The sequence below is a fragment of the Hoeflea sp. CAU 1731 genome (assembly GCF_039888615.1).
Taxonomy (GTDB): Bacteria; Pseudomonadota; Alphaproteobacteria; order Rhizobiales; family Rhizobiaceae; genus Flavimaribacter.
Window position 1 is genome coordinate 128,927 of sequence record NZ_JBDQQS010000004.1, and the last position, 24,927, is coordinate 153,853.

Here is a 24,927-nt window from a genome sequence, read left to right on the forward strand (position 1 = left end):
TTAGGGGCAAATTAAGTCCAGATTTAGAGGTCGGCTGCGAGACCGGCAAGACCTTCGCCGTGATAGAAACCCACCGAAGTGACAACCGCCCGTCGGGCGGCCTTGTCCATTACGCCTTCCGAAACCGGATCGAACCGCACATAATGTTCTTGCGAACCGAGCGCCATGGCTGCCAGAGCGATCCCGATCGGGAACTGGGCTTCCATGCTGTGGCCTATCACGCCCGAATAGCCGCGCAGAAGTCCGGATCCGTAGTGTTTCTCCAGAAAGGCCTTTTCGCGCTCCGTCAGATCATGTGCGCCGGAAGCGCCCGACATGACGAGTGTGTCGGGACTGTCAGGCGCGTTGATGATGTCGGCCATCCGTTCGAGACGGCTTTCCATCCGGCCTTCGTCGCGTTTGCCGCGATCGCCCTCCACAGCGTCGATGCGGGCATGGATGGTTGCTCCGCGCGCTTCGGCGTGAGCGCGTGATTCCAGCACGAGAAAGGCGGAAGCCGAGCCGGTGACAATTCCGCCAGTGTCGCCTGGGCGCTCCCACAGGGGACGCCAGGAACCTTGTTCGAGCGTCTGCATGCCTTCGTAAACCAAGTGCATGTCGGGCCGCTGCGCGTTGTAGGCGCCGCCGACAAGCGCATGGGACGTCTGGCCCGCGCGGATGCGTTCAAACAGTGTGGAGACGGCCGAGATACCGGCGCTTTCTTCGCCCATGAATGTCCGCGATGAGCCGGTGACCTTGTGGACGATGGAGATGTTGCCGGCGAGAAGGTTCGACAATTGCGCCAGAAACAGTGTCGGCCGCAATTCGGTCGTCAGCTTTTCGTTGAGCACCATGTCGCGATCGTTTCGCTTGGCGGCCTCATTGACGATCATCGTGTCGACGGAGACGTCGCGTTCGCCACCGCCGGCGGCCACCACCATATCCATTGTCGAACAGGCTTCGAGGTCCTCCTTCAGTCCGGCGTCGTCAAGCGCCAGTCCGGCTGTGAAGACGCCGATCCTCTGCCAGTTTTCCATTTGCCGCTGGTCGCCGCGCCGCGGGATCTGATCCGACCAGTTGATCTCGGGCAGAGGGTGCACCGGGTACGGCGCGAAGCTCTCGGTGTCGAGAACCGGCTCCACTGTGTCGCCGGTTGTCAGCACGGACAGGTGAGCCTGCCTGCCTACGCCAAGCGAACTGACTATTCCTATTCCGGTGATGACAACGTCGTTTTCGGCTTTGGTCATGGTCCAGTCCCGCTGTTCACCGGTTTTCCTGTATTGCTGACATCAACCCGATTTCCGCCGCACGGTCCCGAACGACGCCAGCGAGGCTTGCTATATCATGTTGTGGGTTGTTGTCGAAATCGACTGTGCGCAGTTTCAACTGCGCGTCACATATGCGCTTCCCGCCGCTTGCGATCTTCGCTTTCGTGACGACGTAACCTGATCCTTCATGCTCGAGGACGGCTTCGATTTCCAGTTCCGTCTGCGGCTCGACGAACGTTCGCAGCTTGGCGCTGTCGACAGACATCAAAAACGGCATTGCGGCGAAATTGTTGGTCGCCAGCACCAGCATGCCGCTGGCCTGAGCCATGGTCTCGATCAGAAGAACTCCGGGCACAAGCGGCATTCCGGGGAAATGGCCTTCGAACACCGGGCTCTGTGCAGGCGTGGTGGAGCACGCCGCAAGCTTGCCGGCGGCGACGTCTACCATCGTCACCCGATCGATCATCTGGAAATATTCGAGATACATTCGCTGTGCCTGGCGCCGCCTATGATCCGGTTCTGACGGCTGTATTCAACCGTCAGGCTTTTGCCGCGCGCAACTCGTCAATCTTGGCGCAGAGATTCTTCAAGACGAAATATTCTTCAGTGCCGACCTTGCCGTCATTGACTTCCTGCGTCCACTTTTCAAGTGGAATCTTGATGCCGAATTCCTTGTCGATGGCGAATACGATATCGAGGAAGTCCAGGCTGTCTATTCCAAGATCGTCAATCGTGTGGCTCTCCGGTGTAATGGTGTCCCGATCGATCTCGCTGGTCTCGGCGATGATGTCGGCAACCTTGTCGAATGTGGCAGACACGCTCATATCCTTGTTCTGGGTATTGTCAGCGGAGACCTATAGAAAAAACGGATGCAAAAGCCAATGGGCTGTCGTCCGTTTATCCGAAGAACTTTGGGGCTTGGCGCAGCGTTCGCCGCGCCGCGACAAAGTTCGGCTGATCTGGCGGCATTGTGCCGCAAAGCCAAGTGCACTATTGCGAAGACAAAGCCCGAGCAAGAAGGACATGGACAAATGACTAATGTGACCCGTGATCAGGTTTTGGCGCGATTGAGGGAGGTCGGAGATGCTTCCATCGGCGGCGATATCGTTTCGAAGGGCCTGGTTTCCGATATTCTGATCGCTGACGGCAAGGTGTTCTTCTCGATCAGCGTGCCATCCGACCTCGCCGCATCTCTGGAGCCCTTGCGTCTGGCGGCCGAAAAGGCCGTGACCTCTATCGAAGGGGTGCAATCGGCCATGGTTGCGCTTACGGCTGAGCGCAAGGGCGGTTCGCCGTCCCCGCAGCCGAAAGCGCCTTCGGCGCGACCGCAGCCGACGGGAGTAAAGCCGGGCGTTCCGGGCGTCGAGCACATTATCGCCGTGGCTTCCGGCAAGGGCGGCGTCGGCAAATCGACCACGGCCGTCAATATTGCGCTCGGGCTGCAGTCGCTGGGATTGCGCGTAGGCGTTCTCGACGCGGATATTTATGGCCCGTCCGTGCCGAGACTGCTTAATGTTACAGGACGCCTCACGCCGGCCGGAAAGGAAAAGCTGCCGCCGAAACAGGCCTATGGCCTGAAGGTCATGTCGATGGGTTTTCTCGTCGACGAGGAGACGCCGATGATCTGGCGCGGGCCGATGGTCGTTTCCGCTCTGACGCAAATGCTGAGAGAAGTGGACTGGGGCGAACTGGATATCCTGGTCGTCGACATGCCGCCTGGCACTGGCGACGCGCAACTGACCATGGCTCAGAAGGTTCCTATGGCCGGTGCCGTCATCGTATCCACGCCGCAGGACCTCGCTCTCCTGGACGCCCGAAAGGGGCTCAACATGTTCCGCAAGGTGGATGTGCCCGTTCTCGGTCTTGTGGAAAACATGAGCTACTTTGTATGCCCGTCATGCGGAGAGCGATCGGATATCTTCGGTCACGGCGGCGCGCGTGAAGAGGCGCAAAAAATCGGTGTTCCTTTCCTTGGCGAGGTGCCACTTCACATGGACATCCGCGTCAGTTCCGATTCCGGCCAACCTGTCGTCGTTTCGGCTCCCGATAGCCCGCATGCCGAGGCCTACAGACAAATCGCCGAAAAGATCAAGGATTCCCTTCACGACGAGAGCCAGGTCGGCGCGCCGGCGATCGTGTTCGAATAGAGCTGCCTGCCGGTTCGGGGCGTGCTGCAAAAATCCGGGGTTGCCGGTCCGGCGGCGGGCGTCTAATGGGTCGGCGCTGCAAACAGCATCCTTGAGACGGGGAGTGGATCGATCTTGAAAACGGACAGCGCGCGATCCTTCGCCGTCGATGAACTCGCGCAAGGCCGGCAGAAGCTGCTTGGCCACGCGGCGATGATCCTGTTCGCGGCTCTCGTCGCCTGGTCCTTCTCTCTGGGCGCGCTCGCCGCCCCCCATGTGGATCCGGTGGCTTTGAACGCCATGCGGTTCCTGCTGGGGACATTGGTCATGGCCACGATCGTTTTGATGGGACTGCGCCGATTGTCGTTGCCACGAGAGGCGGGCTGGCGTTTTCTTGTACTCGGCGCATTGATGTCCGTTTATTTCGTCACGATGTTCATTGCGCTCAAGACCATCAGCCCTATTGAAACCGGCGCGGTATTTACCCTGACCCCTTTGATGAGCACCGGTTTCGGTTATCTTTTTCTGCGTCAGACGACGCGTCCGATCGTTCTCGTATCCATCTTGCTGGCGGCCAGCGGATCGGTCTGGGTGATCTTCGGGGGCAATCTGGAGGCCATTCTGGCCTTCGATATCGGCTATACCGAGTTGCTATTTCTTTTTGGCTGTATGTGCCACGCCGCCTATGCGCCGCTTGTCAAAAAATTCAATCGCGGCGAACCGATCCTGCTCACAACCTACTGGACGACCGCGGCGACGTTTCTGGTGATTTTCCTGTATGGATTTGACGATGTTTTCGCGACCGACTGGACTGCGCTTCCGCCGATCGCCTGGATCAGCATTGTCTATCTTGCGACAATGACCACAGCGGTCACGTTCTTCCTGGTTCAGTTCTCGTCCGTTCGCCTGCCGGCGTCGAAGGTTCTGACCTATGGCTTAATGACGCCTGTATTTGTCATCTTGTACGAAGGGATGCTCGGCCATGGCTGGGCGAATCTGTCAATCCTTGCCGGTGCATTTGTCATCCTCGCCGGACTGCTGGTGATTGCTGTCGCTCCGGACCTGTGAAGCTGCTCATGCCGGCTGCTGCAAGCTTTGAGATGCAACAGCCTGTCGAGATCACCATGAGAGCCGTTTGCGGAAATGATTGATCCTCTCGAGCTTGTCCAGATAGTGCTCGTCTCCTGATGGCCGTTCAATCGGTCTCGGAGAGGCGGGCTTGCCTTGCCCCGTATTTTCGCGATGGCGGCTTTCTTCGAGTGTTACGTACATCGTAGAATCTCCTGCATAGATTGATTGAGCCAAGCGGTCCGAAGTGGCGTCCGCTCAGGCGAGCCGATTCCAGAAGTGAAAGTTCCAGTCAAGTTGTTGCAGGCGGGAGACGTCGCGTTCGGAAAGGCGAGGCGACTTTGACAGTATGCCCCGTATCTCACGTGTGTTTTTACGGATTCTGCTATCTGCAAAGGATTTGAACATTTTCCTGTCCTCCTGTTTGTGTGACAGGATACAGGTGGAAATCGCTCAGCAATTATTCAAATTAAAGTTGTGTAATGGGGCCGCTTGTATCAGTAATCCTGACGCGGTCTGATCCCGTTGAAAAGAATGGTGATGATCGCGGCGGCGGTCTCTTCGTAGAATTTCTCGTCCTCAACCCTGTCAGGCACAACCGCGCCGATCTGCACCTTGAAATCGGCGTAGTGCTGGGTCGTGGCCCAGATCATGAAGATGAGATGATGTGGATCGACGGGAGCAAGTCTGCCTTCATCGATCCATGTGCGTATGACGGCGATCTTGCGATCGACGATCTGCCGGAGATGCGTTTGCAGGAAGTCGCCGATCGCTGGCGCCCCGTGCAGGATTTCATTGGCGAAGACCCGTGAACTTTCGGGCCGGGATTCTGACAGTTTCAGCTTAGCGATGATATATTTCGCCATTTCGTCCAACGGATCGCCCTTCGGGTCAATATGACGGAACGGCGTCAGCCAGTCGTCGAGCGTCTTTTCCAGCACGTTGACATAGATCTCTTCCTTGCGCGGAAAATAATAGAGCAGGTTGGGCTTGGACATGCCCGCTTTTTCTGCAATCTGATCGATAGTCGTCCCACGGAAACCGTAGGCTGAGAATACTTCAAGCGCAGCGTCCAGGATTATGCCGCGATTAATTTCCTGAATTCGGGTTGTCTTTGTTTTTGTCTGTGTCATTCAGTCCCGTGGCGGCGGCGCTTCAGGCCGGCTTCCAGTCTCCTCCTCGACGCCCGAAACGGCGCGAATACGACGTGCCGGGAACGTCCAAAACACGGTTGTGCCTCGCCTCTTCAACAAAGCCCTTGACCGTCTCTACACGCTCTTCTAGCCTACATTTTGACCAATCAGTCAAGTTTTTTCGTTTGACGACGGGAAGCGGGCCGATTCATTGTGAAACGGCAGAGTTCTCTGCCTATAATCGAGGTTGGATCCATGAATATTTCAGCCACAAACAATCTTGATGCCTTCTGGATGCCGTTTACTGCAAATCGGCAGTTCAAGAAGAATCCGCGCATGTTCGTCAGCGCCGACAGGATGCACTACACGACGTCCGATGGTCGTCAGGTAATGGATGCGACGTCTGGTCTGTGGTGCGTTAACGCCGGTCACAATCGCCCGAAAATCGTCGAGGCGATTCGCCAGCAGGCGGGAGAGCTGGACTATGCCCCGGCGTTCCAGATGGGTCATCCCAAAGCCTTCGAACTCGCATCGAAACTCGTCGCCATGTCTCCGACCGGGCTCGACCACGTCATGTTCACGAACTCCGGGTCCGAATCGGTTGAGACTGCGCTCAAGACGGCCATCGCCTATCACCGCGCGAAGGGCGACGGGTCGCGTTTCCGGCTGGTCGGGCGCGAACGTGGCTACCATGGTGTTAATTTCGGCGGCATTTCCGTTGGCGGCATCGTCCCGAATCGCAAGATGTTCGGCACGCTCCTGACCGGCGTCGATCATTTGCCCCACACGCATGACCTGCAGCGCAACGCCTTCACAAGGGGGATTCCGGAACACGGAGTAGAACTGGCCAATGAACTGGAGAGGATCATCGGACTGCATGACGCCTCGACCATCGCCGCCGTTATCGTTGAGCCCGTCGCAGGATCGACCGGCGTGCTCGTTCCACCGAAAGGCTACCTGCAGAAGCTGCGCGAGATTTGCGACAAGCACGGCATATTGCTGATTTTCGACGAGGTGATTACGGGCTATGGTCGTCTGGGCGCGCCGTTCGCCGCGGATTATTTCGGCGTCGTGCCTGATATCATGATCACGGCCAAGGGTCTGACCAACGGCGTCATTCCAATGGGCGCCGTGTTCGTGAAGAACGAGATCCATGACGCGTTCATGACTGGTCCGGAGCACGTCATCGAGTTCTTCCACGGCTACACCTATTCCGGCAACCCGATGGCGTCGGCAGCCGGCATCGCGACGATGGAAACCTATCAGGAAGAGGGCCTGCTCACGCGCGGCGCCGAACTTGCCGGGTATTTTGAAGATGGTCTGCATTCGCTTAAAGGGCTGCCGCATGTCATCGACATCCGAAACATCGGGATTGTCGGCGCGGTTGAGCTGGAGCCGATCGCAGGAGAGCCGACGCGACGCGCTTTTCAGGCTTTCCTCGACGCCTACGACAAAGGATTGCTGATCCGAACCACCGGCGACATCATTGCGCTTTCACCGCCCCTGATCGTCGAGAAATCCGATATCGATTTCATCGTCGACACGCTTGGCGGCGTCCTGAAAGCACTCGACTAAAAAACATTCAGGAGACGCTCCATGACATTGACGAGCAATATGAGAATCGACGGAGATCGTCTCTGGGATTCTCTTATGGAAATGGCGAAAATTGGCCCAGGCGTGCGTGGCGGCAACAACCGTCAGACGCTGACTGACGAAGACGCCGAAGGCCGCAAGCTGTTCCAGAAATGGTGCGAGGACGCAGGCATGACCATGGGCGTCGACCAGATGGGAACGATGTTCTTCCGCCGCGAGGGAACTGATCCCGATGCACTTCCGGTCTATGTCGGAAGTCATCTCGACACCCAACCGACAGGCGGCAAGTATGACGGCGTTCTTGGTGTTCTCGGCGCGCTGGAAATCGTCCGGACCCTCAATGACCTCAACATTAAAACGAAGCATCCGATCGTCGTCACCAACTGGACGAACGAGGAAGGCACGCGCTTTGCGCCTGCGATGCTGGCCTCCGGCGTCTTTGCCGGCATGCATGAACAGGACTGGGCCTATGGCCGCCAGGATCACGAAGGCAAGAATTTCGGCGACGAACTGAAACGTATCGGCTGGCTTGGCGAAGAAGAGACCGGCGCTCGCAAGATGCACGCCTTTTTTGAACTGCATATCGAACAGGGGCCGATTCTCGAAGCCGAGAACAAGGATATCGGCGTTGTCACGCATGGCCAGGGTTTGTGGTGGCTACAGGTGACGCTGACCGGCAAGGACGCGCATACCGGTTCGACGCCGATGCCGATGCGACGCAACGCCGGGCTCGGCATGGCGCGCATCACCGAACTCGTGCACGAGATAGCCATGAGCTACCAGCCGAACGCCGTCGGCGCGATCGGTCATTGCGACGTTTATCCAAATTCGCGCAACGTGATTCCGGGCAAGGTGGTGTTCACTATCGACTTCCGCTCGCCTGATCAGGATATTCTCGATGGAATGAAATCGCGGCTTGAGTCTGAAGCGCCGGCGATCGCGAAGGATTTGGGGCTGGAAATCGAAATCGAGGCTACCGGCCATTTCGATCCGGTGACCTTCGACGAAAACTGCGTCAAGGCGGTCAGGGACGCGGCGGAACGACTGGGATACTCCCACAAGGATATCGTCTCGGGCGCCGGTCACGACGCCTGCTGGATCAATCGCGTTGCACCGACCTCAATGGTCATGTGCCCCTGTGTCGACGGTCTCAGCCACAACGAGGACGAGGAAATCTCACCCGAATGGGCGCGGGCCGGAACCGACGTGCTGTTCCACGCCGTCGTCGAAACCGCCGAGATCGTGGAGTAGGCGTCACGGCGCTGATTTTTGCGAACACAACAGATTACCAGACAAGGATCATCCAACATGAGTACAGTCATCAAGAACGGGACGATAGTCACCGCCGACCTGACGTACAAATCCGACGTCAAGATCGAAGACGGCAAGATTGTCGAAATCGGACCGGACCTCAGCGGTGACGAATCCCTCGATGCAGCGGGCTGTTATGTGATGCCGGGAGGCATCGATCCTCATGTGCATCTCGAAATGCCGTTCATGGGAACCTATTCCACCGACGATTTCGACAGCGGAACACGCGCCGCCCTTGCAGGCGGAACGACCATGGTCGTCGATTTCTGCCTGCCCGATCCCGGCCAGTCTCTGCTCGAAGCGATCAACCGTTGGGACAACAAGTCGCAGCGCGCAAATTGCGACTATTCCTTCCACATGGCGATCACCTGGTGGGGCGAACAGGTCTTCAACGAGATGGAGGCCGTCGTCCGGGACAAGGGCATCAACACGTTCAAGCATTTCATGGCGTACAAAGGTGCGCTGATGGTCAATGACGACGAGATGTTCGCGTCGTTCTCGCGCTGCGCCGAGCTGGGCGCCCTGCCGCTTGTCCATGCGGAAAACGGCGATGTCGTCGCCACCATGCAGCAGAAGCTGCTGGCCGAGGGCAACAACGGACCGGAAGGCCACGCCTATTCGCGTCCGGCGGAAGTCGAAGGCGAGGCCACCAACCGCGCCATCATAATCGCCGATATGGCCGGCGTTCCGGTCTATATCGTGCACACGTCCTGCGAACAGTCTCATGAGGCGATCCGGCGCGCGCGCCAGAACGGCATCCGCGTCTATGGCGAGCCGCTGATCCAGCATTTGACGCTCGACGAGAGCGAGTATTTCGACAAGGACTGGGATCATTCCGCCCGCCGGGTGATGAGCCCGCCCTTCCGCAACAAGAAACACCAGGATTCGCTGTGGGCCGGATTGCAAGCCGGTTCCCTGCAGGTTGTGGCGACAGACCATTGCGCCTTCACCACGGATCAGAAGCGATATGGCGTCGGCGATTTCACCAAGATCCCGAACGGAACCGGCGGCCTCGAGGATCGCCTCCCGATGCTGTGGACCTATGGCGTTAGCACTGGACGGTTGACCCCGAACGAGTTCGTCGCCGTCACGTCGACCAACATCGCCAAGATACTCAACATGTATCCGAAGAAGGGCGCGATCATGGTTGGCGCTGACGCGGATATCGTGGTTCTGGATCCGAACAAGGAAAAGACGATTTCCGCCGGAACACAGCAATCTGCGATCGACTACAACGTCTTTGAAGGCAAGCACGTCAAGGGATTGCCACGCTTTACTCTGACGCGCGGAAAAGTCGCGATCTATGACGGCGAGGTCCGCACGGAGGAAGGTCACGGCAAGTTCGTCAAACGTGAGCCTTTTCAGGCCGTCAACAAGGCCCTGTCGACCTGGAAAGAACTGGTTGCGCCGCGTCCGGTTGAACGGACAGGCATTCCTCCGAGTGGGGTCTGATTGCATGCAGGCTGATATCGCTGCAGGATGGCGCTTATGAACGCGGTGATCGAAGCGAAGGGACTGAACCTGACATTCGAAACGAATGACGGGCCGGTGCACGCGCTCTCAAACATTGATTTGACGATCAAAAATGGCGAGTTCGTCTCGTTGATCGGGCCTTCCGGCTGCGGCAAGACAACCTTGCTCAGGGTTATCGCCGATCTTGAACAGCCGACCGGAGGCACGATTCTGGTCAACGGCGTTACGCCTGAAGAAGCGCGTCTTGCACGCGCCTATGGATATGTGTTTCAGGCGGCGGCGCTTTATCCGTGGCGCACAATCCACGGCAATATCTCCTTGCCGCTGGAAGTTATGGGCGTCGCAAGATCCGAGCGAAAGGCGCGCATCGTACGCAATCTCGAACTGGTGAACCTGTCCGGTTTCGAGAAGAAGTTCCCGTGGCAACTTTCCGGCGGCATGCAGCAGCGCGCGTCGATTGCTCGCGCGCTGTCTTTCGATCCCGACATGCTGCTGATGGACGAACCTTTCGGCGCGCTGGACGAGATTGTGCGCGATCATCTCAACGAACAGCTTCTCAAGCTGTGGGCGCAGACACAAAAGACGGTCGTCTTCGTCACCCACTCAATCCCCGAGGCGGTGTTTCTGTCCACAAAGATCGTGGTCATGAGCCCGCGGCCGGGCCGCATTCACGAAATCATCGATTGCGATCTCGGCGCTGACCGACCGCTCGACATCCGCGAGACGCCGAAGTTTCTGGAAATCGCCCATCGTGTGCGCGAAGGGCTGAGACTGGGGCACTCCTATGATGACCGGGAGCCGTCGGAAAGCTGATGACCGAAAGGCAAGGTGTATCGGGCTTTTTTCTGGATCGGGTTCTTCCGGTCGGCGTCGTCGTACTGGTCATTTTGATGCTCTGGTACGGTTTTGCAGTGCTGTTGAACTCGAAGTTCGAGCTTGATCAGGCGGCGCGGGCGGGTACGGAAATCTCGACCCGCGATCTGGTTGCGAAGACCCTGGCCCAGGAACGGCCAGTGCTTCCCGCGCCTCACCAGGTCGCCACGGAATTGTGGGACACGACGGTCAACAAGAAGATTACTTCGAAACGCAGTCTCGTCTACCATGGCTGGGTGACGCTATCGTCCACCTTGCTCGGTTTTTTGATGGGCACGCTGCTCGGCATAGGGCTGGCCGTTGCAATCGTCCATTCAAGGGTGCTCGACAAGAGCCTGATGCCCTGGATTATCACAAGCCAGACAGTGCCGATTCTCGCCATCGCGCCGATGATTATCGTCGTCCTCAATGCGATCGGCATATCAGGCCTGTTGCCGAAGGCGATGATCTCGACCTATCTGTCATTCTTTCCTGTGGCGGTGGGCATGGTGAAGGGGCTGCGTTCGCCTGACACGATGCACATGGATCTTATGCGCACCTACAACGCGACGCAGGCGCAAATCTTCTTCAAGTTGCGTTGGCCTTCTGCGGTGCCGTTCCTGTTTACGTCCATGAAAATTGCGGTTGCAATCAGCCTGGTCGGCGCCATTGTCGGCGAATTGCCGACAGGAGCCGTCGCTGGGCTCGGCGCGCGGCTGTTGACCGGATCCTATTATGGTCAGACGATCCAGATCTGGACGGCGCTCATCGGCGCCGCCGTCCTCGCCGCCATTCTGGTGTGGGCTGTCGATATCGTCTCTCGGATCGTCATGCGTAACATGGGTATGGCGCGATGAATTATTCCATCATCATCAGCGTTGCGCTTTTCTGGATGGTCGCCTGGTTCATCAATACGAGACTGGCGGAGCTCTCGCCGAAGAATGTGATTGCTGCGCGCGCCATCAACCTGCTGATACCGCTTCTTTTCGGCGTGACCTTGATCGCCATCTGGGAAGGTCTCGCCAAGGGGTTCGAGATACCGGGCGTGCTTCTGCCTGCGCCGTCGGTCATCTGGGTCAGGATCACCGCGTCCACCGATATATTGTGGGCCGATTTCTACCAGACCTTCCTGAAAGCGGTGCTTGCCGGCTACGTCATGGGTTGCGGTTTCGGTTTTGCCACGGCGATCGTCGTCGACAAGGTGCCATTCCTGCGCAAGGGTCTTTTGCCCGTGGGCAATCTCGTCGCTGCGCTTCCGATCGTGGGCATTGCGCCGATCATGGTCATGTGGTTCGGGTTCGACTGGCCGTCGAAAGCCGCCGTTGTCGTCGTCATGACCTTCTTTCCGATGTTGGTGAATACGGTCGCCGGGCTTGAGGCAAGCAACGCCATGGAGCGCGACCTGATGCGGACCTACGCAGCCAACTACTGGCAAACACTGTTGAAATTGCGCTTGCCAGCAGCAATGCCTTTTATATTTAATGCCCTGAAGATTAACTCGACCCTGGCGCTGATCGGAGCGATCGTGGCCGAATTTTTCGGAACCCCGATTGTCGGTATGGGATTCCGCATTTCGACCGAAGTCGGCCGGATGAACATCGACATGGTCTGGGCTGAGATTTTTGTAGCGGCTCTTGCCGGATCCCTGTCCTACGGGCTCATCGCGCTGCTCGAGAGAACTGTGACATTCTGGCATCCGTCCTACAGAAACTGAGAAACCACCAAAGGAGAACTGAAAGAATGAAAAAACTGATTTCAACCACGATGGGGCTCGCCATGAGCCTGGCCGCCGGATCGGCGCTTGCTGCGGACGATCTGACCCTCCAGCTGAAATGGGTCACTCAGGCCCAGTTCGCTGGCTACTACGTCGCTAAGGAGAAGGGCTACTACGACGAAGTCGACCTCAACGTAACGATCAAGCCGGGCGGTCCGGACATTGCGCCGGCCCAGGTAATCGCCGGCGGCGGCGCTGACGTAATCGTCGACTGGATGCCATCTGCTCTGGCGTCGCGTGAAAAGGGTGTTCCGCTTGTCAATATCGCCCAGCCCTTCAAGAAGTCCGGCATGATGCTGACCTGCCTGAAGGAAACCGGCATCGAGTCTCCTGAAGACTTTCCGGGCCGTACGCTTGGCGTCTGGTTCTTCGGTAACGAGTACCCGTTCCTTTCATGGATGAGCCAGCTCGGCATTCCGACCGACGGTTCCGATGGCGGCGTGACGGTCCTGAAACAGGGCTTCAACGTCGATCCTCTGCTGCAGAAGCAGGCTGACTGCATTTCGACCATGACCTACAATGAATACTGGCAGGTCATTGACGCCGGCATCGCGCCGGAAGACCTGATCACCTTCAAATACGAGGACCAGGGCGTCGCGACTCTCGAAGACGGCCTCTATGTCATGGAAGCCGATCTGGACGACGCGGCGAAGGTCGACATGTTCAAGCGCTTTGTCGAGGCTTCGATGAAAGGCTGGAAATATGCCGAGGAGAATCCGGATGAAGCCGCCGAAATCGTTCTCGAATTTGATGAGACCGGCGCCCAGACCGAAAAGCACCAGAAGCGGATGATGGGCGAAATCGCCAAGCTGACCGCCGATTCCGACGGTTCGCTTGACCCGGCCGACTATGAGCGCACGGTCAACTCGCTGCTGTCAGGCGGTTCCGATCCTGTGATCACCAAGAAGCCGGAAGGCGCCTATACGGACAAGATCACCGGTGGCATGTAAGCCAACCGTTTTTCTCGATTGTTGTCCAAGGGGGCTTCGGCCCCCTTTTTCATGGCCTCAGGAATGCGCGTCGGCAAAGGCGGAATAGGGTGTGACGGACCGCGTTCTGATCTCGTCCCAGTTCGGCGCCGTCCTGAATCCCGGCATGCGCAACACGAGACACAGGACAGCATTGCCTTCCACGATCAGCAGGCCCCGGTTGGCAAGCGACGCGACAGCATCGCGAAAATCCTCATCGTCCATGTTCACGTTGGCGGATTTGGCGATCTTTTCGAAGGAACTGATGCTGGGGCAGGCGGCGAGGATCGCGGTTTCAAGCGGGTCAAGCGCGTGAACCACCGCATCGCCGCGCCTTTCGTCAATGACGCGGGACTGCGTTCCGTTGGCGAAGCATAGCAGGCTGGTTTCCTGTTCGGATTGCCAATGGGCGATCGCTGTCTTCATTGCCTCGACCGCCTGTTCAAGGTCCGCGTCGTGGACCGGGTTCACGATGTCGTAGTGGTAGGCGTAATCGTCGACGCAGACGTCATCTCCTGAATAAATATAGGGGTAGGCGCTGTTTGGGCGGATTTTGATGCCGAATGCTTCAGGATCGTTGAAATACGGGCTGAAGCGGTCTGCCCGCACACTGTTACAGCCGGCAGGGGCCTGCAGGTGTCGTAGATGCGGAATGACGTCGACAATCGCCGCGTATTGCTCTGCTGTTTCCCCGGGGAAACCGTAGAGATGGCTCCAGTCGACATAGACCCCGGCCTCGGCGCATAGTTTCAATATCTGGATATTGCGGATCAGTGTCGTGCCCTTTCGCATCGATTTCAGCACATCCGTGCTCAGGCTTTCGATCCCCGGCTGGATTTTGCGGATGCCGGTTCGTGACAGGGCGCTGACCTGATCCCAGGTGAGATTGGCCTTCACCTCGAAATGCATAAGGAATTCGCGATCGTCCTCCGCGAACCGCGGCAGCAGTTCGTCGAAGAATCGGTGGTCGAGAATATTGTCGACAACCACGAAATCCGGTCCGTACCGGTCGGCGAGAAAACTGAACTCGTGAAACACGCGATCGGCGGATTTTCTCCTGAACGCCATGGAAAGTCCGTTTAGGCCGCAAAACGTGCAATGGTGCTTTGCTCCCCACCAGCAGCCGCGCGAGGTCTCGATCGTTGGAACGGCAGGGCTGATCTCGCGGAGTTCGCTGATTTGACCGTGCTGCGTATAGAAATCCGAAAAATCAGGGATAGGCAACGTATCGAGATCCGTCACGAGTCGCGGTTGCGACGGCGACGCGTCAGGCGGATCATGGCGCGTCACGACGCCGTCAAGCTCGACAATTGGTTCTTCGGAAATAATCCGCCGGACGAGTTCCGGAAACACCTCGTCTCCCTCGCCAAGGCAGACAGCATCGATTTCCGGGTGGTTCCCGAGAAGCTTGCGTCCAAGTTCGGACTCGCAATTGGCGCCGCCGAAGACAAGCCAGCAATTTTTCAATCTGCCTCTGACCCGGCGCGCGAAGGCCAGCGATGCGGCTGTCTGCTGAAAGGAAGTCGAGATTCCGATGATCGCCGGGTCCTGGCTTGCGATCCGGTCGACGCACCTGTCGATAAAGTCACTTGCCGCCTGGCGCGCCCGGATCGCGTCGCTCATTAGGACAAGATACTCGAGTGATCTGGCATAGTGCGACAGTACGTCGTTGAAATAGGCAATGTCCGATTCATCCGACCGCGGAAAGACGAGCGACGAGAATATCCACTCGCCAAGGAACGACTGGTAAAACTTCTCGTCTGTCAGAAGAGCATAGCTGTCGAGGCCGATGGTTTCGGCGAAATCGAAGCTGAAATAGTCTATGCCGCAGTCATAGCCCTCTTCCCGCAAGCGCGTCGCCAGAAGGCTGAGCCCCAGACTGGGATGTTGGAGCGAAGAAAACGGCAGCGAGACGAGCGATACCCTGGCGCCTGGCGAAGGCCTGGACATCGGGTCTGCGTTACATGCATCTCGGGCGGATCACCCCGTCACTGGAAGCCAGATAGGCCGATCGCAGATCCTTCATGATGTCTTCGGTCTTGCGCTCGCCTGTGTCCTTCAGAATGCCCTGGATCTTTTTCATCAGATCATAGGCGTCACTGTCTTTCTTCGGATCGTCAGGGGCATGGAGACCAAGAGAGGCAAGCGTTCCGTCGAGATCGCTGTGAAACTTGCTGCGAAAACTCTCGTCAATCATAAGGCGTCCGAGGATGGTCTGAACATCCTCTAGTTTCAACGGATGTTTGTGGTGTGTTGCCTCGGCCATGACGTCCCCCTGTTGCTTGCGTTGCTTGAATAAACGCGGAGTTATTTCAAGTGGATGAAGTAACTGTATTCCTTTATTGTAATGATGTCTATTAATGCAGTGATGACAAACCTAACCTTTTGTAGATGATCGCAAATATAGCCAATTAGAGGCTGTATATCACGCCACGGCAATCGCTAGTCTGTAGATTTTGAGAAATACCATATGTAAGTTGAAATTACGGAGGCGATCACGCGCATTCCGATTGAATTGCGCGCCATTGAAATTGCGGGATGCCGGGAGTGAAGTCTGTTCGGTCACAATCACGAACTTGGAGATGATTGTGGGTCAGATCGCAAATCGTTGGCCTGAGTTCTTGTCGAAGGCGCACGCGGACGGCTATCCGCCGATCCGCCAATCGCGTGGTGGGCGCCATGGCCATCTCTGATGGAAAGATTCCAGTCAATATGGAGCCGACGGAACGTCGCTTCTGTTCGGTGCTTTTCGCCGACATCGTCCAGTCAACCGAACTCATCTATGACCTGGATCCGGAGGAAGCGTTTGAAAAGACCACTCCGGTGATCCGGCTGATCATGGAGGTATGCGAATCCTTCGGCGCCTTGACGCGCAATACCGGAGACGGCGCGATCGCCTTCTTTGGCCTCCCGAAAGCTGATGAAGACCACGTGCTGAAAGCGGTGCATGCCGGATTGGCGGTCTTGAAAAACCTGAACGAACTTGGGTCCGACCGCGTCGATCTGAGGATCGGCATTCATGTCGGCGAAGTCCTGGTCGGAACCATCCACCATTCCAATGTCGAGGAACTTGCAGTGGCGGGCTCCACCGTCCATGTGGCCAAACGTATCGAGGAATCCGCGCGTCCGAACACGGTTGCGATCTCCGGGGCCGTACAGGAGGTCATCGGCAATCTTTTCAACACGATCGCGCTCGGTGAAAAGGATCTCAAAGGCGTAAAAGACGCAACTGGGATCTACGAAGTGACCTCTCGCGACAAGACAGTCTCGCGCTGGGATCATCGAACCAGTCTCGGCCTTTCCGCCTTTGTCGGTCGGGAAGATGAACTCGCGCGGATTAACGCAGCCTGGGACCTTGTTCGCGATGGCGCAAGAAGCTGGATAGCGATTCAGGGCGAGGCGGGTGTGGGCAAGTCCCGTCTGGTGCACGAATTTCTCGACCAGCGCCTGCTTGGTCCGCACACGACGCTGGATTTTACTTCCAGCTCGCTTGACCGACATGTCGCCTTTCTGCCGGTCATCAACGAACTCGGGCGCATTCTCGGCATAAACACCCGCAGCAGCCTCTCCGAAGCGACCAGCATCCTGCATGACGCTCTTGAGACGGAGTTCGCTGACGATCCGATGCACTGCAACGCCTTGCTGTCGGTATTCGGGCTGATCGTCGCGGATCAGAAATGGGTGGAGCTTGGCTCCGAGAAAAAGGCATCCTATGTCTTGAGCAGCCTGAGCTCGGTGTTGGGAAAACTGTCAGCGACGTCGCCGTTGGTCGTTCTCTTCGAGGACATTCACTGGTCCGATCAGGGCACGCGACAATTTCTGAAATACATGCTCGAACATTGGCGCGGAAACCGGGCTCTTTTTCTCATCCTCTCGCGCGACGCCCTTGCGTTCGGCGGTGGAGAGGTGGAGAAGATCAATCTCCTGCCTCTCGACGAGAAATCGACCAACCGGTTTCTGGAGAATATCCTGGGTGATTTCGCGCAAAGCCCGACGCTCGAGAAAATCATCAAGAAATTCGGTGACAGAACGCCGCTGTTCATCGAGGAACTCAGCCTGCATTTCCGCAAGAAAGGCGCTATTGATCGCTACGTCGGTCTGTCAGACGAAAAACTCGAACTGACTTCGCTGCAATTGCCGACATCCGTCCAATCGCTGATTGCGCAGCGGCTTGACGCTCTGTCGCCGGAAGAGCGCAAGGCCGTTCAATTGGCGGCGGTGATAGGCAATACATTGCCGCTTGAGCTGTTTGTCGCCATGCTCGGAGATGGCGCGAAGGATGTTGACGTGCTGATCGGGACTTTAATCGATCATGGCGTGCTCCATCGTCAGAATGACAAGACCTGCCGGTTCAAGCATGCGCTGATACAGCAGGTGGCTTACAATGGCATGCCGCGTATGCGCCGACGCCGCATTCATCGCGATGTCGTTGAGGCAATCGGCCAGCTTGATCCCGGTCGCGATCCGGGTCTCCTCCAGACACTGGCCATACACGCGGAACTCGGCGAACAATGGATGACCGCCGCTCGTGGCTATCTCGACAGCGGCAATATCGCAATTGATCGTGCGGCGTTCGACAGTGCGATCTACAATTTCAATTCCGCCCTGTCTTGCCTGGCGAAGGAAAAGGAAAGCGAAACGGCGGCTCGGCTCGGCATCGAGATCCGTCGCAGGAAACGAGTGGCGATGGTGCCGTCTGCAGATTTTCGCCGCATCCTCGACGTGGCCGAGGAAATCGAGGAACTAAGTTTGCAGGTGGGCGACCACAGTTCACGAATGCACGCGATGGTCGACAGGACGATTTTGCTCACCGTCCTTTCGGGAACCGATGAGGCGATCCGGGCGGGGCACGACGCGCTGGAGCAATCAAATTCCGCCGATGACGGGCTGCATTCGGCCTATGCGGCCTTCGGCCTCGGGCAGGCCTACTGGTTCGCTGGCGATTTTCAGAGAGCTGTCGTTATCACGGGTCGCTATCGCGATTTGTTTCTTAAAGAATTTCGGGGAGCTTCGCCCAGCACCAACGGCTCCGTTTCCGTGCTCGGGCTTGCGACGCGGGCGAACGCTCTTGTCGCCCTCGACGAAATTCGGCTGGCCGAAGAGGAAATCGCCATCGTTCTGGAAATCGCGGAGGAAACCGGAACAAGCTACGACGCCAGCTTCTCAGCCGTTTCGAAAGGACTGCTGCATATCGCAAAAGGGGAAGCTGAGGAGGCGATCGGCTGGTTGAGCGGCGCTTTCAACCGCAGCAAGGACGCCGGTCTGGAGGTTCTTTGTGCATTCTCCGCAGCGCCGCTTATCCGCGCCTATGCCAATGCAGACAATTTCGTCGCAGCGCGCAACACGGCGAAAACCGCGCTTGCGATTGCCGAGCAGAGAAACATTGACGCGTTCAGGGCCTGGTTGATGGCGGCGCAGATTGAAATGCTGTGCCTGGAGGGCCGCTTCGACCGGTTGGATGAAACGCTGGCGCAAGTGATGCCGCTGTGCGAGAAGAACGGATACAAGGGATTCCGCGCCCAGATCGTCGCGGACGTCACGCTCGCCCACGCCAGAGCGGGGGGAGAAGAGGCGAAACGCTTCACAGGCGAAGCTGTGAAGCAGGTATTGCAACTGCCGAGAATATAATCATTTTCCCGAGGTGATCATGTCAGCCGCCTTTTCGGCGATCATGATCGTCGGCGCATTTGTATTGCCACCGATAATTGTGGGCATGACGGACGCGTCGACCACGCGCAGATTTCCAACGCCATGCACTTTCAATTGAGGATCGACAACAGCCGACGCGTCCGTTCCCATGCGGCAGGTGCCAACGGGATGGTAGATCGTATCGGCATGCTGCCGGATCGATTCTCGCAGGGCGTCGTCCGAAAGGTTGCTGAACGGATAGAGGTCGCTCTTGCGAAAAGCGGCGAGGGCGGGGGCCTCACAGATGGCGATTGCCTGACGGGCGCCGGCGACAAGCGCCTCCAGATCGTCGTCTTCAGAAAGAAAGCGCGGGTCGATGCGCGGCGCCGAGTACGGATCTCTTTCCCTCAAGGTCACGGTCCCGCGGGACTTCGGCCGCAAAACGCAAACATCGCAACTGTACCCGTGTCCTGTATGGAATTTTCTGGCGTGCCAGTCGACGATGCCGATCACGAAGTGGAGTTGGACATCCGGGCGGTCGAGACCGGGATCGGTCTTCAGAAAGGCGCCGCCTTCGGCAAGCGGCGAAGTGACCATGCCCGTGCCGGTCTTTCGCCACTTCATGGCTTCCGACACCAGCTTGATCGCTCCCGCCAGGGAATAGCCGAACATGTCCGTGGAGGCGCTGCGGGAAATCATCGGAAAATTGAGGTGGTCCTGCAGGTTTTGGCCAACTCCCGGCAGATCATTCCGTAATTTTATGCCGTGGCGTTTGAGTTCTTCCGCCGGGCCGATACCCGAGAGCATCAGCAATTGCGGCGACTGGAAAGCGCCGCCGCACAGAATGACCTCACGATCGGCCCGGATCTGCGTTTCTTTCCCCCGCCTTTGGTATCGTACGCCGGTCGCCCTTCCATCTTCGAATACGATTTCCGTCGCTATCGACTTGGTCCGCACCTCGAGATTGGATCGTGTCAGCGCCGGATCGAGATAGGCGTTGGCGGCCGAACACCGTTCTCCTTTTCTTTCGCCATCGCCAAATTGAGTGACCTGATAGTATCCGACACCTTCCTGCAACGGTCCGTTGAAATCATCGTTGTAGGGTATCTGGCATTGGCGTCCGGCCTCGATGAAGGCTTGCGTGACAGGCCGTGGCGAAGGCTGGTCGCAGACCTGCAGAGGTCCTTCGGCGCTGTGCAGGGCGTCGCCTCCGCGCTGATTGCCTTCCGAAATCTTGAAATAGGGCAGCACGTCCGCGAAAGACCAGCCTTCGCAGCCGCCTGACGCCCAGGAGTCGTAATCTGACGGATGGCCCCGGATATAGAGCATTGCATTGATGCTGCTGCTTCCGCCCAGTCCCTTGCCGCGCGGCTGATAACCGCGGCGATTGCCGAGACCTGACTGCGGCTCCGTCATGAAGGCCCAGTTGTTGATTCTGAAGGGCTTGCTCGGCGCCATGACGGCAAGTCCGGCCGGCGCGCGAACGAGAATGCTCTTGCAGTCGCCGCCGGCTTCCAGGAGGCAAACCGTAGTTCCCGGGTCTTCGCTCAGACGCGCTGCAAGCACAGAGCCCGCCGACCCTCCGCCGACGATGACGTAGTCGAAGTGGTCCATATCGTCCCTCCCGAAGGCATGGTCCTCCAGAAGGCGTAGCTTGGCAAGCGCCGAGGATCAGACCGCCACTGAATGCCGGGCGGGGCCCTTGCCGAAATAGCTGTCGAACTGTGTCGCAATCATTCGGGTAAAGGGACGGCCCTCGCTGGTGATTTGATAAAAGCCTTCCTCGTACCTGAAAATCGTACCCTCCGATGCGGCGAGTTCCGCCGCTTGCCGAAAAATGGGGAGCGACAAAGCGCCGAACCTGGCTTTCAGCGCCGCCTCTTCGAAGCCGAAATCGCACATCAGGCGTTCGATGACCCAGGATCGCGCTCTGTCGTCCGCAGACAATTCGAAACCGCGCACTGTCGCAAGGCCGGTTTGATCGACCCGCCGCATATAGTCGGCGGTCGCCGGGCTGTTTTGTGCATAGCCCTGCGGCAACTGACTGATGGACGATGCGCCAAGACCCAGAAGGGCGGTTGCTTCGTCATTCGTGTAGCCCTGAAAATTCCGCTTGAGCCCGCCTTCGCGCGCCGCGACCGCCAAGGTGTCGTCAGGTCGCGCGAAATGGTCTATGCCGATCGCCTGATATCCCGCATCCTGCAGCAGGCGGGATGCGAGCGACGCCTGGTCAAGACGTTGCTCCTGACCCGGCAATAGGTTTTCGTCGATCATCGTCTGATGCTTGCGGATCCACGGGACATGCGCATAGCCAAACAACGCCAGCCGATCGGGTACCAGTGATATGGCGAGCTCCACGCTTCTTTGAACCGTTTCGAGTGTCTGGAGCGGCAGGCCGTAAAGCAGATCGAGATTGAGTGAATTCACGCCTCGGGCGCGCAGCGCGAATACAACTTCCGCGGTCTCTTCGAAAGTCTGTATGCGATTGATCGTCTTCTGAATCTCCGGATCGAAATCCTGCACGCCGAGGCTGGCGCGCGTCAGGCCGATCTCGGCCATTGCGTCGCACTTGTCCGGCGTCATGTCCGTTGGATCGATCTCCACGCAGATTTCAGCGTCGGATTCGAAATTGAAATGCGAGCGCAAATGCCGGGTCAGATCGATCAGATCTTCCGGCGTCAGCATGGTAGGCGATCCGCCGCCGAAATGCAGTCGCGTCACACGCGCCCCGCCATCAATCTTCGCGGCGGTGAAGGCGATTTCCCGCTTGATGAACTCAAGATACTTGCGCACCGGGTCGTACCGGTTTGTCTGTTTGGTGGCGCAGCCGCAAAACCAGCACAGGCGGTCGCAATAGGGGATATGGACATACAGCGAAAGCGAAATGTCAGGCGCGAGTTCAGAGAGCCATCGCACATGGACGGCCTCGTCGACTCCCGAGTGAAAATGCGGCGCTGTCGGATAACTGGTATAGCGTGGCGCCATGCCTGCGAAGCGTTTCGGTATCTCTGTATGCATTTGCCGAACCCTGTGCGACGGAGTTGTCGTTGGCGCGGTGATGCCAGATTATCGGCTGTCAGGCTTTGATTCCGATCAAGTTTAGGGTCGGCAAGCTTGCCTTGTGGCAATTTGCCGTCACGATTTTCTTTGAATTTGACGCCGGGAAGCTGCAAATTAGAATCAATGAATATGCTGGTCCAATAGAAATCGCGAAATGATGCGATCGGGAGGCCGGCTGTGAGGGATAGCGGCAGTCGTTATGAGTGGACAGCGCAAAGACATCCACAATTCGAATATTCCCGTTTTGTGCGAAGCCTGCGAGGCCAGACACAAGGGTGTATGCGGATCGCTTTCAGCGGATCAACTCACGTATCTATCGAAAAATTCCGTCCGCAAATCCGTTGAGGCGGGCGTTGAACTCATGTCAGATTCGGAGAATGTCTCCAGTTACAACAACATTCTGTCAGGCGTGGTCAAGCTGACCAAGATGCTGCCCGACGGCCGCCAGCAGATCGTCGGATTGCAATTCGCCCCTGATTTCCTCGGGCGACCATTCCGCGCGTCTAGCCAGACCACGGCCGAGGCCACGACCGACGTCAAGCTGTGCAGCTTTCCGCGGTCGATCGTCGACAAGATGATCAGAGAAACGCCGGATCTCGAACACAAGCTGCATGAGCAGGCGCTGGCCGAGCTTGACGAGGCGCGCGAATGGATGCTGACGCTCGGCCGCAAGACGGCGGCCGAGAAGGTGGCGAATTTCCTCTACATGATCGCCTCACACGTCGAACCAGGCGCCGTCGAAGATGAAATACTGACCTTCGATCTGCCTCTGACCCGCGCCGATATCGCCGATTTTCTGGGCCTGACAATCGAAACCGTTAGCCGCCAGTTGACCAAACTGCGCAAGGACGGCGTTATCCAGATCGTCAACAATCGCCACATTACGGTGCCGGATATCGAACGGTTGGCCTGGCGCGCTCAGGTCGATTGAACGGCTGCGCGAAATTCTTCTGACGAAGGTGGGGTGCCAATGGCATGATGTCTTCTTGATATGCTAGAATTTGTGCATATATTGTGCATGAAAAGTGTGGGTTTTTGACATGGCACAATCTGGCGCAGAATCAGCTCATATCGTCGTTTCAAAGTTTGTGGACAGCCTCCAGGAACCGCGGACGCCTTATATCTCGCCCTCGCGGTTTTCTGAGGTTCTCGGTGTAAAGGTCGCAGGCCTGGCGGAGTTGACAGGCGTTCATCGCAATACACTGCGTAATCCGTCGTCAGAGCGTCTACAGAGCAGGATGCGGGAGATGATTAAAGTGATTTCTGCTGCAGCACGGCTGACTGGCGACCTTCAGAAGGCCATCTATTGGTATCGAAACGAACCAATCGATGAATACGATCACCTGACGGCGGCGGAACTTGTCGCGGATGGCCATTCCGAAGCAGTTCTCACCTATATTCGAGACTTGGAGAACGGGGCTCGCGGGTGAAAACCACTCGTATCGGTCCGGGTGTAATTTTCCATCGATACCTTACGCCGCGATGGGCTTTTCTACCAACGAGCGGAGCCGGCGCCGCCATTGACGGTGGCCGTTTCAACCGGCCAGGCGTCGAAGCCCTCTATCTCTCTAAAGCTCCGCAAACAGCTCTTGAAGAATATCGCCAGGGTGCGAGCATTACACCGCCCGCTACTCTTGCGGCCTACAAGATTACGCTGGCGGAAGTCGTCGACCTGTCGGAAGGCTACAATTCGGATCACTGGGATATTGCCTGGAGGGATTGGGATTGCCAATGGCGGAAGCTTGCCCGCATCGATAAAAAGATACCGCCATCTTGGAAGATAGCGGACAGCATCATCTCATCTGGAATGCGCGGCTTGCTCTTTCCGTCGCTCCGCCATGCAGGTGGAATAAACCTGGTTATTTTTTCTGCAAATCTGACAAGCGTTGATGCTGTTGAAGTCCACGACCCAGATGGTCAGCTTCCCAGGGACCAGTCGTCCTGGGTATAGATCCATTTCGGTGAAGATGAGACGTTTATCCGGAGTTGAACTGATGGGTGTTCGTCGATTTCTTCCGGCGTCGATTTACGAGGCTATGACTTAATGGTCCTCCAGCAAACTCGAAAGATACTCCCGTTCATAGGCGCAATGCCGGCGGACCGCATCGAAAACGCTGCGCAGCAGGTAACCAGCGGCTTCCGGATTCTCCGGTTGTCGTTCGCGGCCGAGTTCGCACAGCAATTCCGAGAGTTCCTCCATACGGAATTCATCTTCACTGTGCTCCCCGCGAAACCGTTTGATCACCCGGGAAACGGGTTCGGCTACTGAGGATCGATGCAAAGCGGTTGAAAATAGCACATCTTCCTCGAAGCGGTGCATTCGAATGATCATCGGAACAAGAGCTCGCGACAGTTCCGCGCATTGTCGCCTGTCATGCCGGTCAGGAAGCAGGTCGGCGATCGCTTCGAGAGTGTCGCACAGTTCCATCTGCAGATCATGAACCATGGCAAGTGCTATGGCAGGGTCAGACTTCGCGGCCTCGAGGCTTTTCGCTCCTTTCGTCAGAAATTCTAGAGCGCTCATCCGCTGCACCGTTCTCCCTGTCAATCGCCGGTGGGACCCTTGCCAGGCGCGCTGATTTGGGCAAAGACTTTAGAATGGTTCGAAACCCACCACGACACGAATCTGCCCCGCTGCGAGATAGCGCGCTTTGATCAGGATCAATGCAGCGCGTCGTTGGAAGGGTAAGACCG

At 57.5% G+C, this 24,927-nt stretch carries 23 protein-coding genes; 13 read left to right on the forward strand and 10 right to left on the reverse strand.

The genetic code is table 11. The features are described 5' to 3' along the window. Positions 1-23 precede the first annotated feature (23 nt). From AAFN47_RS08670 to AAFN47_RS08680, 3 genes are read right to left on the reverse strand one after another with little or no spacing between them, the layout of a single operon-like run. Positions 24-1,226, reverse strand: a complete 1,203-nt coding sequence (locus AAFN47_RS08670; RefSeq protein WP_499808817.1) for a beta-ketoacyl-ACP synthase — start codon at positions 1,224-1,226, stop codon at positions 24-26. A gap of 16 nt (positions 1,227-1,242) precedes the next feature. After that, the gene (locus AAFN47_RS08675; RefSeq protein WP_499808818.1) at positions 1,243-1,734 is read right to left on the reverse strand and encodes a 3-hydroxyacyl-ACP dehydratase FabZ family protein; all 492 of its coding nucleotides are present in this window, start codon (positions 1,732-1,734) and stop codon (positions 1,243-1,245) included. A 52-nt stretch (positions 1,735-1,786) separates the two neighbouring features. Then, entirely contained in the window at positions 1,787-2,071 is a 285-nt protein-coding gene (locus AAFN47_RS08680) for an acyl carrier protein (protein ID WP_220226722.1), read from the reverse strand. 207 nt (positions 2,072-2,278) lie between these two features. On the opposite strand from AAFN47_RS08680, the gene AAFN47_RS08685 reads away from it, so the two are divergent. Both AAFN47_RS08685 and AAFN47_RS08690 read left to right on the forward strand, forming a co-directional pair. Beyond that, a complete protein-coding gene (locus AAFN47_RS08685) occupies positions 2,279-3,394 on the forward strand; it encodes an Mrp/NBP35 family ATP-binding protein (protein ID WP_499808819.1) in 1,116 nt (371 codons plus the stop codon). A gap of 114 nt (positions 3,395-3,508) precedes the next feature. Further along, positions 3,509-4,441, forward strand: a complete 933-nt coding sequence (locus tag AAFN47_RS08690; protein WP_499808820.1) for a DMT family transporter — start codon at positions 3,509-3,511, stop codon at positions 4,439-4,441. Positions 4,442-4,492: 51 nt separating this feature from the next. Here the strand turns inward: AAFN47_RS08690 and AAFN47_RS08695 are convergent, their stop codons facing one another. Next, the gene (locus tag AAFN47_RS08695; RefSeq protein ID WP_499808821.1) at positions 4,493-4,645 is read right to left on the reverse strand and encodes a hypothetical protein; all 153 of its coding nucleotides are present in this window, start codon (positions 4,643-4,645) and stop codon (positions 4,493-4,495) included. Between the two features lie 293 nt (positions 4,646-4,938). Then, positions 4,939-5,574: a TetR family transcriptional regulator C-terminal domain-containing protein gene (locus AAFN47_RS08700; RefSeq protein ID WP_499808822.1), complete on the reverse strand. Its 636-nt coding sequence runs from the start codon at positions 5,572-5,574 to the stop codon at positions 4,939-4,941. Positions 5,575-5,829: 255 nt separating this feature from the next. On the opposite strand from AAFN47_RS08700, the gene aptA reads away from it, so the two are divergent. The 7 genes from aptA to AAFN47_RS08735 are packed head-to-tail and all read left to right on the forward strand — an operon-like array spanning position 5,830 to position 13,527. After that, entirely contained in the window at positions 5,830-7,149 is a 1,320-nt protein-coding gene (gene aptA / locus AAFN47_RS08705) for an omega-aminotransferase AptA (protein ID WP_499808823.1), read from the forward strand. A 21-nt stretch (positions 7,150-7,170) separates the two neighbouring features. Next, entirely contained in the window at positions 7,171-8,418 is a 1,248-nt protein-coding gene (locus tag AAFN47_RS08710) for a Zn-dependent hydrolase (RefSeq protein ID WP_499808824.1), read from the forward strand. Positions 8,419-8,475: 57 nt separating this feature from the next. Beyond that, on the forward strand, positions 8,476-9,930 hold the full coding sequence (gene hydA, locus AAFN47_RS08715) for a dihydropyrimidinase (protein WP_499808825.1): 1,455 nt from the start codon (positions 8,476-8,478) through the stop codon (positions 9,928-9,930). A gap of 36 nt (positions 9,931-9,966) precedes the next feature. Next, entirely contained in the window at positions 9,967-10,764 is a 798-nt protein-coding gene (locus AAFN47_RS08720; protein WP_499808826.1) for an ABC transporter ATP-binding protein, read from the forward strand. Continuing rightward, positions 10,764-11,660, forward strand: a complete 897-nt coding sequence (locus AAFN47_RS08725) for an ABC transporter permease (RefSeq protein ID WP_499808827.1) — start codon at positions 10,764-10,766, stop codon at positions 11,658-11,660. The genes AAFN47_RS08720 and AAFN47_RS08725 overlap by 1 nt, the downstream gene beginning before the upstream one ends. Next, positions 11,657-12,517, forward strand: a complete 861-nt coding sequence (locus AAFN47_RS08730; protein ID WP_499808828.1) for an ABC transporter permease — start codon at positions 11,657-11,659, stop codon at positions 12,515-12,517. Before AAFN47_RS08725 ends, AAFN47_RS08730 begins: the two co-directional genes overlap by 4 nt. Before the next feature lie 26 nt (positions 12,518-12,543). Beyond that, positions 12,544-13,527 carry an ABC transporter substrate-binding protein gene (locus AAFN47_RS08735; protein ID WP_499808829.1) on the forward strand — a complete coding sequence of 328 codons (984 nt, stop codon included), beginning with the start codon at positions 12,544-12,546 and terminating at the stop codon, positions 13,525-13,527. 57 nt (positions 13,528-13,584) lie between these two features. On the opposite strand, the gene AAFN47_RS08740 is transcribed toward AAFN47_RS08735, so the two are convergent. After that, complete coding sequence (locus AAFN47_RS08740) at positions 13,585-15,495, reverse strand: RiPP maturation radical SAM C-methyltransferase (RefSeq protein WP_499808830.1); 1,911 nt, start codon at positions 15,493-15,495, stop codon at positions 13,585-13,587. Between the two features lie 10 nt (positions 15,496-15,505). After that, entirely contained in the window at positions 15,506-15,811 is a 306-nt protein-coding gene (locus AAFN47_RS08745) for a hypothetical protein (RefSeq protein WP_220226734.1), read from the reverse strand. Positions 15,812-16,224: 413 nt separating this feature from the next. Between AAFN47_RS08745 and AAFN47_RS08750 the strand changes: the two genes are divergently transcribed. Then, the gene (locus AAFN47_RS08750) at positions 16,225-19,173 is read left to right on the forward strand and encodes an ATP-binding protein (RefSeq protein WP_499808831.1); all 2,949 of its coding nucleotides are present in this window, start codon (positions 16,225-16,227) and stop codon (positions 19,171-19,173) included. On the opposite strand, the gene AAFN47_RS08755 is transcribed toward AAFN47_RS08750, so the two are convergent. Further along, complete coding sequence (locus AAFN47_RS08755; protein WP_499808832.1) at positions 19,174-20,787, reverse strand: GMC family oxidoreductase; 1,614 nt, start codon at positions 20,785-20,787, stop codon at positions 19,174-19,176. A 57-nt stretch (positions 20,788-20,844) separates the two neighbouring features. Beyond that, on the reverse strand, positions 20,845-22,191 hold the full coding sequence (hemN, locus tag AAFN47_RS08760) for an oxygen-independent coproporphyrinogen III oxidase (protein WP_499808833.1): 1,347 nt from the start codon (positions 22,189-22,191) through the stop codon (positions 20,845-20,847). Positions 22,192-22,432: 241 nt separating this feature from the next. On the opposite strand from hemN, the gene AAFN47_RS08765 reads away from it, so the two are divergent. The 3 genes from AAFN47_RS08765 to AAFN47_RS08775 all read left to right on the forward strand — a co-directional run bounded on the left by AAFN47_RS08765 (position 22,433) and on the right by AAFN47_RS08775 (position 24,184). After that, a complete protein-coding gene (locus AAFN47_RS08765; protein WP_499808834.1) occupies positions 22,433-23,164 on the forward strand; it encodes a Crp/Fnr family transcriptional regulator in 732 nt (243 codons plus the stop codon). A 109-nt stretch (positions 23,165-23,273) separates the two neighbouring features. Continuing rightward, positions 23,274-23,663, forward strand: coding sequence for a hypothetical protein (locus AAFN47_RS08770; protein ID WP_499808835.1), 390 nt, complete (start codon positions 23,274-23,276; stop codon positions 23,661-23,663). Beyond that, a complete protein-coding gene (locus tag AAFN47_RS08775) occupies positions 23,660-24,184 on the forward strand; it encodes an RES family NAD+ phosphorylase (RefSeq protein WP_499808836.1) in 525 nt (174 codons plus the stop codon). The genes AAFN47_RS08770 and AAFN47_RS08775 overlap by 4 nt, the downstream gene beginning before the upstream one ends. A gap of 90 nt (positions 24,185-24,274) precedes the next feature. On the opposite strand, the gene AAFN47_RS08780 is transcribed toward AAFN47_RS08775, so the two are convergent. Then, positions 24,275-24,757 carry a hemerythrin domain-containing protein gene (locus tag AAFN47_RS08780; RefSeq protein WP_499808837.1) on the reverse strand — a complete coding sequence of 161 codons (483 nt, stop codon included), beginning with the start codon at positions 24,755-24,757 and terminating at the stop codon, positions 24,275-24,277. Between the last annotated feature and the right edge of the window lie 170 nt (positions 24,758-24,927).